This window comes from uncultured Methylobacterium sp. (assembly GCF_964251405.1).
In the GTDB taxonomy this organism is placed as follows: domain Bacteria; phylum Pseudomonadota; class Alphaproteobacteria; order Rhizobiales; family Beijerinckiaceae; genus Methylobacterium.
The window spans coordinates 16,219-27,718 of record NZ_CAXUJR010000042.1; the positions used below are offsets into that span (position 1 = coordinate 16,219).

Genomic DNA, 11,500 nt, shown 5'->3' on the forward strand with positions numbered 1-11,500 from the left:
CACCATGCGGGCGCCGAGCCGCAGATGCAGCGCGTGAAGCGGCGTGTGTGAGATCGTGTCCGGTGCGTCAGGGACAGACGGTTGCTGCATCAGGCATCCCCACGACAAAGCGGCCCCAGGATGCTCGGTCGAGCGTCCCGGTTGCCCCCATCTGTCGCGGTTACCTGAGAGCTTCTCTCAAGGGCCGTAGCGCCTCAAGATTTCTCCTTCGGTGGACGCCGTCAGGCGCCTCTCTCCAGATTGTCCAACGATTGCGGTGATTGTGCCTGAGAGTTTCCGGGGGTGGTTGCTCCGTCGGCGCCATGACGAACGGTGGTTCGTCTGGGCTCTCCCGCATCGTCGTATCGGACAAGGGCAGGGTGTCACGTCGATTTGCCGGTTGCAACCCCCGGCTTGCCGGAAGCCTTGCGATTGCGCGGAGCCGCCTGCTTCCTCCAAGGCGGTTCTGAGGTACAGACAGCCGCCGTCGCGACGGCGGAGAGCAACCGTACGAGGGTGGCGTGGTGTCGGGCTGGTCACGACTTCTGCTGGGCTTGGCAGCCGTGGCGACATTGCTGGGCTCGCGCGATGCATCGGCCGTCGATACACGCCTCCTCCCGGCAAAGCCGACCTACACCCGCGACGCCGCCTGCTGGCCGGTGCGAATCGCGATGCCACCGAGCACCCACGCGCTGCCGGGCGGGACCCTCCTCTCTCCGCGACCCGCCGACATCCCGGTCGGTCAGGGCGACAGCGCGATCTGCTACGCCTATGCCACTGCCGACATGATCTCGCAGCGGGTCGGAACCGCGGTCTCGCCCCTCGATGTGGCAACGAAGTTCTACTTTGCCGATCCGTCCCGCCTGTCGGCGATCCCCGATCCGGCGCTGCAGGCTCACCTACGGGCGCATCCCGGCTACCTCTCCGACATCGCCTGGGCCCGCAATGCCGCCGAGGTCTCGAAGGACCGCAACCCGGGTATGGAGCCCTACTTCGACAAGCTCGAAGGCGGCGAGGAGGATGCCTCCGCGCTCCTCTACAATATCGGTGGGCTCTGCGAGGAGCGCGACCTGCCGAGCCACGAGGGCTACGCGCATTTCACCGCGCGCTTCGCGGCCCTTCGCTACGGCAGCGTCGTACGCGCGCCGAATCAGTGCTTCCGCGCAGTCGGCGCGACCGTGCCCAATCTCCGCAGCCGCCGGGCCGATGCCTTCAACGCGGCTTGGCTAGCCCTCGTCGAGGCCCGCTGCCACCGCCGCCCGCTGCCGGTCCCGCTGCTGCCGGTCTCCTACCGGGTCGCCGCCAACCAGCTCGAATTCATGGAGATGGTGGAGGCGGGCCGCCCACCGCGACCGCCTCAGATCGATCGCATGATAGCCATGGTCGACTATGCCCTCGGCAACGGCCGGGCGCCGACCATCGGCTACAGCTGGTACGAACTTCAGGAGCGCGACCCGAAGGACCCGGACCTCGCCGCCGACCATTCGAGCCCCGTCGTCGCGCGGCGTCGCCTAGGCGGCCAATGTCAGTACCTCGTGCAGGACAATACCGGCGAGTACTGCTCGCGGATGCGGCCCGGCATCCGCGAGCGCTGCGACGACGGCCGCGTCTGGCTCACGGAGAGCGAGTTGCGGCGCACGCTCTACAGCGTGATCTACCTGCGCTGAGCCGGTCAGGCCGGCTGATCGAACAGGAAGTCGTCGATCGCCGGGATCGTGACCGAAGCCTCCGAAGCGTAGGAGGCCTTCGAGACCCGCCAGGGACGCTCGGTGGCGGCGCGAATCGCTTCCGAGGGGCGCAGGCGCCGAACCTCGCCGTCCTCGCTCACTTCCTCGACGACGAGGAAGCCGTAGACCTGCAGGCGGGAGGCGATGAGCTTTGTGTCCCTGTCGCCGGCCGCCACGGCGAGCGTGCCGGTGGCGTAGACGGCATCCATCAGGGCGCGCTGGTCGACCCGACGCGCGGCGAGCGCTGAATTCGGTGCCGGCGCGGGAGTGGGCCCCCGGCCGTTCAGCCGGCGAAAAGGGACGACGTTGTCCTCACTCTGCAACGCGACGCTACGCATACGATTCGATCCTCGTGACCCGTTCGATCCGCCCGGTCCGCCATCGCTTGCGCGCTGCAGCCCGGGCGATCCGGAGGTTTCGACGAGTCCGATTAACGCGCGCTTAGCCATGGAGATGCGCGAACGAGGCGGATCGTCCCGAAACGATCCGCCCGAGGTTCGACTAGAGGGCGACGGAGTAGGCAGCCTCGGTCTTCGTGCGGACCTCGTCCTCGGTGACTCCGTCGGCGAGTTCCACCAGGGTCATACCGCCCGCACCCTTCTTGTCGATGGTGAAGACGCCCAGATCGGTGATCACCATGTCCACGACGCCGGTGCCGGTGAGCGGCAGATCGCAGGCCTTGAGAAGCTTCGCGCTCTCGGACCCGTCCTTGTTTCGGGCCACGTGCTCCATCACCACCACGACCTTCTTGACGCCGGCGACGAGGTCCATGGCGCCGCCCATGCCCTTCACCATCTTGCCGGGGATCATCCAGTTGGCGAGGTCGCCGTTCTGCGCCACCTGCATGGCGCCGAGGATCGACAGGTTGATGTGCCCGCCCCGGACCATCCCGAACGAATCGGAGGACGAGAAGTAACTCGTGGTCGGGAGCGCGGTGATCGTCTGCTTGCCGGCATTGATGAGGTCGGGGTCCTCCTCGCCCTCGTACGGGAACGGCCCCATACCGAGCATGCCGTTCTCCGATTGCAGCTGCACCGACATCCCGTCCGGGATGTAGTTCGAGACGAGGGTGGGGATGCCGATGCCGAGGTTCACGTAGTAGCCGTCCTGCAGCTCCTTCGCGGCGCGCTCGGCCATCTGTTCGCGGGTCCAGGCCATGGTTCGTGTCTCCCTCTCAGACGACGCCGGCAGCGGCAGCGGGGTTGGCGGGTTCGCCGCGCTTGCGCGTGGTGCGCTGCTCGATCCGCTTGTCGCGGGTCGGGACATGGACGATGCGCTTGACGAAGATGCCGGGCGTGATGATCGCGTCCGGGTCGAGCTCGCCGGGCTGAACCAGGTGCTCCACCTGCGCCACCGTCACGGTGGCGGCCGTCGCCATCATCGGGTTGAAGTTGCGCGCGGTCATCCGGTAGACGAGGTTGCCCTCGGTGTCGCCCTTCCAGGCGTGCACGATCGAGAGGTCGGCGAACAGGCCGCGCTCCATCACGTAATCCTCGCCATCGAAGTTCCGGACGTCCTTGCCCTCGGCGATCAGGGTGCCGACGCCGGTCTTGGTGTAGAAGGCCGGGATGCCGGCGCCCCCGGCGCGGATGCGCTCGGCAAGCGTGCCCTGCGGGTTGAACTCGATCGCGAGCTCGCCGCCGAGATATTGCCGGGCGAATTCCTTGTTCTCGCCGACATAGGACGAGATCATCTTGGCGACTTGGCGGGTCTGAAGGAGCTTACCGAGCCCGACATTGTCGATGCCGGCATTGTTCGAGACGACCGTCAGATCCTTGACGCCCGAGGCCTGGATCGCATCGATCAGCTCGTCGGGGATCCCGCACAGGCCGAAGCCGCCGGCCATGATCGTCATGCCGTCCTTGAGCAGACCGGCGAGAGCCGCCGTCGCATCCGGATAAACCTTCTTCATCGAAGCCGTCCCTCCCACACCCTCTGTCGCCGCCGCGGCGCCTGCGACGGGCCTGCCTCGTCACCGGTTGCCTAGGACCAAGCTCGGCGCAGGCCCCACGTCCGCCCCGGGCGTCCCGCGCATGACCCGCTCGTGTTTGATCCAGGCGTCCGCCAAGGACAAGCCTTCCCGGGACGCGAACTCCAGCTTGATGGATCGCGCCCAGTGGACGAGCGACCGACGCCTGAAGACAAGGACGGCTTAAGCCTTTATTGGGAATGTTGAAGACAGCGACGGTTTCCGCTGCCGGGACGGCCTCAAGGAACGTCCTTCCACCCGGAGTGAAATGTCCTCTCGCCCCGCCGAGCAGCCAGTACCGTCCCCTGAGACGCCCCGATATGGGCTGCGCAGCCTCGTCGTCGGCGTTCTGGGAGCCGGACTCGTGGCGGCTTGCATACCTTGGCCGGTATCATCGCCGCGGCTCGTCGCGATGGTCGCCGACGAACTAGCGACGTCCTACGGCATTGCCCTGACCGTCGAGGGGGCGGCCGAGATCGCCCTGCTGCCTTTCCCGCGCCTTCGCTTTGCACAATCGAGGCTCGCCTCAGGCGCGCCCGACGGCCCCGTCCTGGCCGAAGGCGGCGGTCTGTCGCTCCATCTCGACCTCCTCGCGCTGATCACCGGCCGGGTCGGGCTCGACGCGTTGTCCCTGGACGGCGCTGCAATCACTTTGCCGATGAGCATCACGGACCGACGCTGGACCGGCGCGGCAGAGAGACTGTCGAGGCGGGTCGGCGGCGACCGGCAGGGAGAGTTGCCGCGTCTGAACCTCACCCGTGCCACCGTCACGGGATGGAATCCGAGAAACGCGGCGATCCAGACCCTTCACGACGTCGATCTGAGCCTGTCGGCCCCGCTCTTGGGCAAAAGTGCTGAGATCGTCGCCCGGGGAACGTGGAAGCAGCAGGAGGCCACCCTGCGTGTCACCGGACTCGACCTTGCCGCCCTCTTCGGAAATGTCGCCAGTCCCTTCAGCGCCACCCTCGCCTGGCCCGCCGGTACGCTCGACTTGAAGGGCTCAGCCCGGCTCGGGGAAACCCACGATGTCTCGGGGCGCGTGCGGCTCACGACGCGATCGCTTCCTGAGACGCTCGGCTGGACGGGGGGCGACGTCGCGCTGGCTCCTCTCATGCAGGATGTCGCCGTCGAGGCCGATTTCAGGACGCAGGGCAAGGACCTTCTCCTGCCGCAGATGCGGGTCGCGCTGGGCAGCAACAAGCTCGAGGGCGCCGGATCCGTCTCCTTCGCCGACGAACGCCCGGCGATCCAGGCGACACTCGCGGCCGAATCCGTCAACATCGCCCCTCTGGTCAGCGAACTGATCGGTGCGCTGGGGCTCGATCCCGATGCGTCGCAGGCGCCGGTCTGGAAGCAGCGAACCCTCGCTCTGGCCCCCTTCACGGGCGGCGATCTCGACCTTCGGCTCTCGGCTGCGAGCGCTCGGATCGGACCCGTCCTGGTGGAGGACATCGCGTCGAGCCTGATCGTGCGCAATGGCAGCATCGAAGCGTCGCTGGGCCGTGCGGGCCTCCAGGGCGGCACGGTCAAAGGTCGGGTCATCCTCGCCGCGATGCCGGATCGCGGTGGCATCGAGGTCAAGGCACAGGGGGCGTTCGATGGGCTCGACCTCGGCGCGCTCCTCATCGACATGGGCGAATATCGATGGCTCGTCGGTGCCGTCAACGGCACCTTCGCGTTGGACAGCCGGGCCTCGACCATGGGCGAGCTCGTCGGGAGCATCGGTGGACGCGCCGCCGTGGCGGTGGAGGGTGGTACGATCACCGGGCTCGACCTCGCCGAGGTCATGCAGCGCGATGGTGTCGTTGGCCCACCCGTTCAGCGGATCGGACGGACCGATTTCGCAAGAGCGGGATTCGCCCTGCGCTTCAAGGACGGTCTCGGTTCGATCACCGAGGGAACGCTTGCCGCCCCTGCCCTCACGGCTTCGCTGATCGGCATGGTCTCGCTCTTAGAACGGCGCTTCGATGCACGGGCCGAACTGACGCCGAGCGGTGGCGGTCGTCCGGCCCGGCTGTTCGAGATTGTCGGCCCCTGGAACGCGATCGCGGTTCGGGCCATGGCTGACCGCGGTGCGGTGTCCGATCCGAGCGGCCTGGCGGTCATGAGGCCGGACATGCTGACGGCACCGAACAATGTCGGCGTCCCAGCCGCAGCGCGGGCCTACGTGCCCTGAGGCGCCGCCACAGGGCGAACAGGCCCGGCTATGTCCGCGCCCGCCGTCCGGTCAACCACGACGCCGTCAGGGCCGCGACCGTCACGATGGCCACCAGCAGCGTCGAAGCGGCGTTGATCTCAGGATTCACCCCGAGCCGGACCTGGCTGTAGAGCCGCATCGGCAGCGTCGTCGCCCCCGGCCCCGAGACGAAGCTCGCGATGACGAGATCGTCGAGGGACAGCGTGAAGGCGAGGAGGAATCCTGCCACCACCGACGGCAGGACGAGAGGCAACGTCACGGTGGCGAACACCCTGGCCGGGCCTGCGCCCAGATCGGCTGCCGCTTCCTCAAGGGACCGGTTGAGTCCCTTCAGGCGAGCGCCGACGATGATGGCGACGAAACCGGTGGCGAGCGTCGCATGGGCGATGACGATGGTGGCGACCCCCCGATCGAGGCCGAGACCGACGAAGAGCAGCAGCAGGGACAGGCCGGTGATCACGTCCGGCATCACCATCGGCGCGTAGACGAGGCTGGTGAAGACGGGGCGTCCGGTGAAGCGCCCGCCGCGGTCGAGGGCGAGTGCGGCCAGGGTGCCGATGATCGTGGCGATGAGCGCCGAGGCCAGGGCAATGCGCAGCGACACCCATGCGGATGCGATGAGCGCTGCATCGGCGAAGAGGATGCCGTACCAGCGCGTCGAGAATCCGCCCCAGACCGTCACGAGCGCCGAGGCGTTGAAGGAATAGACCACCAGCACGAGGATCGGCGCGTAGAGGAAGCCGAATCCGAGGAGTAGCGCCGTGCGGGAGAAGGCGCTCACCGGACCGCCTCCTGCCGCTTGGCCTGGGCCTCGCGGAACATCACCATCGGCCCGACCACGATGACGAGGATCAGGATCGCCACGGCCGAGGCGAGCGGCCAGTCGCGGTTGGAGAAGAACTCGCTCCACAGCACCCGCCCGAGCATGAGCGTGTCCGAGCCTCCGAGCAGGTCCGGGATGATGAATTCGCCGACCATCGGGATGAAGCACAGGAGCGCCCCGGCGACGAGCCCAGGGCGGGCGAGCGGCAGCGTCACCGTCCAGAACACCCGAGTCGGCGAAGCGCCGAGATCCGCCGCGGCCTCGCGCAGGCTGGGATCCACCCGGGTCATCACCGCGTAGAGCGGCAGGACCAGGAACGGCAGGTAGGCATAGGTGAGGCCGATAAGGACTGCGCCCTGGTTGTTGAGGATCTCGAGGGGCTGCGCGATGACTCCGAGGTGCATCAGGCCTGCGCTGAGGAGGCCTTCGGGCTTCAGGATCGCGATCCAGGCGTAGATGCGGATGAGGAAGCTCGTCCAGAACGGCACGATGACGAGGGCGACGAGCAGAGGCTGCATCCGCGGCGACGCTCGCGCCATGGCGTGCGCGATCGGCGTGCCGACGACGACGAGGATCAGCGTGGCCAGAGCGGCGAGCCCGAGGGAGGACAGGGCGGCGTCACGGTAGAGGGAGTCGCCCGACAGGGTCTCGTAATTGGCAAAATCCAGGGCCTCCAGGAAATAGGCCCAGCCCTGGGGACCGGAACTCCAGTCGAGGACCGGCAGGTAGGGCGGCTGCGCTGTTGCCGGCGCCGAGAGGCTGATCTTCAGGGTGATGAGGAAGGGCAGCAGGAAGAAGGCGCCGAGCCACAGGAAGGGCAGAGCCGGGAGAAGGCGGACGAGGCTGACCCGGCGCCTCATGCCGACAGGATCACGCCGGCTTCCGGTGCGAACGCCAGAGTCACGGCATCGCCCGGCACGACCGAGCCTGCCGCCGCGATGCCGATGCTGGTCCGGATCAGCGTGCCGTCGGTCATGCGGACCTGATGGCGGATGCGGTCGCCGAGGTAGGTGCGCTCCGCGACGATGCCGCGAAGCCCGGCCGGTTCGCTGCCGGAAACGATCTTGATCCGTTCAGGACGCATGGCCAGGGTCACCGCAGCCCCTTCGCAAATCGCGCTTTCCTCGATGGCGACGAGCAATGGGCCGAAGCCCGTCTCGACGGAACGAAGCCCATCCTGCATCGATCCGGCGATCCGGCCCTCGATCAGGTTCACGTCGCCGAGCAGGCCGGCGACGTAGCGGTTGGCCGGGCGCTCGTAGAGGATGGCCGGGTCGCCGATCTGCACGAGGCGGCCGCGATCCATCACCCCGATCCGGTCGGCCATGGTCATGGCCTCGCCGGCATCGTGGGTGACCATGACGAAGGTCGTGCGCAGCCGCCGCTGCAGCGCGCGCAGCTCCCCTTGCGTCTCCTCGCGCAAGCTCCGGTCGAGGGCGCCGAGCGGCTCGTCGAGGAGCAGCACCTTGGGCTCGCGTGCCAGCGCGCGGGCGAGGGCCACGCGCTGGCGCTGGCCGCCCGACAGGGTGTCGGGTGCGCGCGCCTCGAAGCCGTCGAGGCGCACGAGCCGCAGGAGCTCCGCGACGCGCTCGCCCTTCGCCCGTCGGCCGAGCCCGAGGCCTTCCAGGCCGTAGGCGACGTTGCGGCCGACGCTCATGTGCGGGAACAGGGCGTAGGACTGGAACATCATGTTCACCGGCCGCCGGTGCGCCGGGAGTGCTGCGAGGTCCTGGTCGCCCAGGACGATCGTTCCCGAGGTCGGGGCCTCGAACCCCGCCAGCAGCCGCAGCAAAGTGCTCTTTCCACAGCCCGAGGGGCCGAGCAGGCAGACGAACTCGCCCGGTGCGAGATCGAGGGATACGTTGCCGAGAGCTTCGAAAGCCCCGAAGCGCTTGGTCAGGTTCGAGACGCGCAGAAGCGGCGATCCGGGCGTCATCGTTCTACCCGTCGGTCGAGGCGGCTCAGGAATCCTCGCGGAGCGCTTCGGCCACGCGTGCCTCCAGGAGGTCGGGCCTGCGGATGATCAGGGCGCCGCGGGTGCGGTCGATGAGGCCGTCCGAGGCCATGACGGTGAACTCGCGCGTGACCTGCTCGCGCCGGCAGCCGATCCGGGCGGCCAGCACGTGATGATAGGGCGGCGGCGTGACCACCCGCGCGCCATCGCTCCCCGACCGCGGCACCGACAGGCGCAGCAGTTCGGCATAGAGGCGGTGGCGCAGGTCGAGGAGCGCGTGTTCCATCAAGCGGGTGTTCAGCTCGCGAACCCGCTTTGCCAGGAGCCGGAACAGCCGGTCGGCGATCGGCTCCGAGGCGAACACCATCTGGCGGAAGATCGCGGCCGGGACGACGCAGACCTCGCCCCGGGTCAGTGCCGTCACATTGGCGGACCGGCCGATACCGTCGAGCGCCGCGAGTTCCCCGAAGAACGCGCCGCCGCGCATCTCGCCGAGAATGACCTCCTTGCCGGATTGCGAGCGGTTGAGGATGCGGACCTCACCGGCGATGATGAAGTAGACGTCCGTCGAGACATCGTCGTAGTCGACAAGGACCTCGTTCTCGTCGAACTTCCGCCAGTGGCAGCGTATTTCGTAGGTCGACAGCTCGATTCCCGGCTCCTTGAAGAACGGGATTCCTGCCAACCGACCTGCGCTCACGTACCATACTCCCTAGGCGGGCCAGATGGTTACGCTCAGGACGGGATGGGTCAAGTCGCGGCTCGGGCCCGGGCGTGATTAGGCGTGGATGCTGCTCTGGACCCGGATCCTGTGGCTTGATCGTCACGATCCAACCCTCGCTCCCATCCCGTAGCAGGCGGCGGTTCCGGTCAACTTATCGTCACGACCACGGGATGAACATTCCGCTGCAATGCACGTTTGGCTGGTTCCTCCACATCGGATGCGCCTGTCTCGACGACGGCATGCACAGGAATTGGAACGCTCAATGCTGAAGGTCATCATGCCGGCCCTGTTCGGCGGGCTCATCGGATCGGCCACGCTCGTGGCCGATCCGGCCGCTGCCGCAGAGGCGACGGCGCAATCGCGCTTCGCCGATCTGCAGGCGAGCGGCGCGGCGATCGAATACGCGCAGTTTCGTGGCGGGCGCGGGGGCATGCGGGGTGGCTTCGGCGGCGGGCGTCGGTTCGGAGGCGGCGGCATTCGCAGAGGCGGCTTCAATCGCGGCGGCTTCGCCGGCGGACGCGGTTTCCGCGGCGGCGGCTTCAATCGGGGCGGCTATGCCGGCCGAGGCTACGGCTATCGCCGTGGCGGGATCGGCGGCGGTGCCGTCCTCGGTGGCCTCGCGGCGGGAGCGCTGATCGGCGGCGCCATCGCGTCCCAGGCGAGGCCGGCACCGGCCTACGGAGTCGCAGGGGGAAATGCAGTCGCCTACTGCTCGCAGCGCTTCAAATCTTACGATGCCTCCTCCGGCACCTATCTCGGTTACGACGGCAAGCGTCACGCCTGCCCGTAGCCCTCAGTCGTATCCCTGACGCCTGCGGCCTCGTGATGTTCGCGAAGCCGCAGGTGGCTCGTCTGGTTGCGCCGTCCGGGACTTGCCTCCCTCGATCCGTCACCGCACAAGCGCGCCATGCTGCGCGTCAACGACCTCACCTACCGCATCGGCGAGCGCCTCATCCTCGACGGCGCGACGTTCTCGATCCCTGACCGCGCCCGGGTCGGCCTCGTCGGCCGCAACGGCGCGGGCAAGACCACCCTGTTCAACGCGATCCTCGGCGAGCTCCCTACGGAGGGCGGCACCGTCTCGATGCCCAAGGGCATGCGCATCGGCGCGGTCGCCCAGGAGGCCCCCGCAGGCCCCGAGACGCTGCATGCCGTGGTGCTCGCGGCCGACACCGAGCGGTCTCGCCTGATGGAGGAAGCCGAGACGGCCGACGGGCTGCGCCGTGCCGAGATCGAGACCCGGCTCGTGGACATCGAGGCGCATTCGGCGCCCGCCCGCGCCGCCGCCATCCTGCACGGTCTCGGCTTCGATGCGGCGGCACAAGGACGGCCGTGTGCGGACTTCTCGGGCGGCTGGCGCATGCGTGTGGCGCTCGCCGCCGTGCTGTTCTCCGAACCGGATCTGCTGCTCCTCGACGAGCCCACCAACTACCTCGACATCGAGGGCACGATCTGGCTGTACGATTACCTCGAGCGCTATCCGCGCACCGCGATCATCATCTCCCACGACCGCGACCTGCTCGACGAGTGCGTCGACCACATCCTGCACCTCGACCGAGGCCGCCTGACGATCTACCGCGGCGGCTACACCTCCTTCGCCCGCCAAGTCGCCGAGAAGCGCGTGCTTCAGGCCAAGGCGAAGGTGAAGCAGGATGCAGAGCGCGCGCACCTCCAGAGCTTCGTCGATCGCTTCAAGGCCAAGGCCACCAAGGCACGCCAGGCCCAATCGCGGGTCAAGCGGCTCGCTAAGATGGAGATCATCGCCTCGGTGATCGAGGACGACGTGCCGGCGTTCCGCCTGCCGAGCCCCGAGCGCCCGCTCTCTCCGCCCATCGTCGCGATGGAGCGAGTCCAGGCCGGCTATGCCGACCGGATCGTGCTGTCGGGGCTTAACCTCAGCCTCGCCCCCGACGACCGGGTGGCGCTGCTCGGCGCCAACGGCAACGGCAAGTCCACCTTCTGCAAGCTCATCGGCGGACGCATGGCCCCCTTGAGCGGCGAGATGAAGCGGTCCTCCAAGATGGAGGTCGCCTACTTCGCCCAGCATCAGCTCGACGAGCTGCGCCCGGCCGAGAGCGCCTACGCTCATGTCCGCGACCTGATGCCGGACGTGCCGGAATCGAAGGC

At 68.1% G+C, this 11,500-nt stretch carries 11 protein-coding genes and 2 riboswitches; of the genes, 4 read left to right on the forward strand and 7 right to left on the reverse strand.

Annotated elements, in window-relative coordinates:
* Nucleotides 1-147: 147 nt before the first annotated feature.
* Nucleotides 148-243: riboswitch (glycine riboswitch) on the reverse strand.
* Nucleotide 244: 1 nt separating this feature from the next.
* Nucleotides 245-344, reverse strand: a riboswitch (glycine riboswitch).
* A gap of 306 nt (nt 345-650) precedes the next feature.
* Nucleotides 651-1,646 (forward strand): hypothetical protein, encoded by a 996-nt coding sequence (locus ACFE7U_RS09790; protein WP_375409530.1) that lies wholly within the window; start codon nt 651-653, stop codon nt 1,644-1,646.
* A 5-nt stretch (nt 1,647-1,651) separates the two neighbouring features.
* Here the strand turns inward: ACFE7U_RS09790 and ACFE7U_RS09795 are convergent, their stop codons facing one another.
* From ACFE7U_RS09795 to ACFE7U_RS09805, 3 genes are all read right to left on the reverse strand, one after another.
* Nucleotides 1,652-2,044 (reverse strand): hypothetical protein, encoded by a 393-nt coding sequence (locus ACFE7U_RS09795; RefSeq protein WP_375409531.1) that lies wholly within the window; start codon nt 2,042-2,044, stop codon nt 1,652-1,654.
* Nucleotides 2,045-2,207: 163 nt separating this feature from the next.
* Nucleotides 2,208-2,864, reverse strand: coding sequence for a 3-oxoacid CoA-transferase subunit B (locus ACFE7U_RS09800; protein WP_375409532.1), 657 nt, complete (start codon nt 2,862-2,864; stop codon nt 2,208-2,210).
* Nucleotides 2,865-2,880: 16 nt separating this feature from the next.
* Nucleotides 2,881-3,618, reverse strand: a complete 738-nt coding sequence (locus tag ACFE7U_RS09805; protein WP_375409533.1) for a CoA transferase subunit A — start codon at nt 3,616-3,618, stop codon at nt 2,881-2,883.
* Between the two features lie 469 nt (nt 3,619-4,087).
* On the opposite strand from ACFE7U_RS09805, the gene ACFE7U_RS09810 reads away from it, so the two are divergent.
* Nucleotides 4,088-5,851 carry an AsmA-like C-terminal region-containing protein gene (locus tag ACFE7U_RS09810; protein WP_375409534.1) on the forward strand — a complete coding sequence of 588 codons (1,764 nt, stop codon included), beginning with the start codon at nt 4,088-4,090 and terminating at the stop codon, nt 5,849-5,851.
* A gap of 28 nt (nt 5,852-5,879) precedes the next feature.
* Here ACFE7U_RS09810 and ACFE7U_RS09815 read toward each other — a convergent pair whose 3' ends face one another.
* Genes ACFE7U_RS09815 through ACFE7U_RS09830 form a run of 4 tightly spaced genes read right to left on the reverse strand, consistent with a single transcriptional unit; the run spans nt 5,880 to nt 9,349 of the window.
* Nucleotides 5,880-6,653 carry an ABC transporter permease gene (locus ACFE7U_RS09815; RefSeq protein ID WP_375409535.1) on the reverse strand — a complete coding sequence of 258 codons (774 nt, stop codon included), beginning with the start codon at nt 6,651-6,653 and terminating at the stop codon, nt 5,880-5,882.
* Nucleotides 6,650-7,555 carry an ABC transporter permease subunit gene (locus tag ACFE7U_RS09820; RefSeq protein ID WP_375409536.1) on the reverse strand — a complete coding sequence of 302 codons (906 nt, stop codon included), beginning with the start codon at nt 7,553-7,555 and terminating at the stop codon, nt 6,650-6,652. The genes ACFE7U_RS09815 and ACFE7U_RS09820 overlap by 4 nt, the downstream gene beginning before the upstream one ends.
* A complete protein-coding gene (locus ACFE7U_RS09825) occupies nt 7,552-8,631 on the reverse strand; it encodes an ABC transporter ATP-binding protein (RefSeq protein WP_375409537.1) in 1,080 nt (359 codons plus the stop codon). Before ACFE7U_RS09825 ends, ACFE7U_RS09820 begins: the two co-directional genes overlap by 4 nt.
* Before the next feature lie 25 nt (nt 8,632-8,656).
* Nucleotides 8,657-9,349: a Crp/Fnr family transcriptional regulator gene (locus tag ACFE7U_RS09830; RefSeq protein ID WP_375409538.1), complete on the reverse strand. Its 693-nt coding sequence runs from the start codon at nt 9,347-9,349 to the stop codon at nt 8,657-8,659.
* Nucleotides 9,350-9,635: 286 nt separating this feature from the next.
* Here ACFE7U_RS09830 and ACFE7U_RS09835 point away from each other — a divergent pair, with 286 nt between their 5' ends.
* Nucleotides 9,636-10,163 (forward strand): BA14K family protein, encoded by a 528-nt coding sequence (locus ACFE7U_RS09835; protein ID WP_375409539.1) that lies wholly within the window; start codon nt 9,636-9,638, stop codon nt 10,161-10,163.
* A gap of 117 nt (nt 10,164-10,280) precedes the next feature.
* The coding region (locus ACFE7U_RS09840; RefSeq protein WP_375409540.1) for an ABC-F family ATP-binding cassette domain-containing protein at nt 10,281-11,500 on the forward strand (1,220 nt) is incomplete at its 3' end.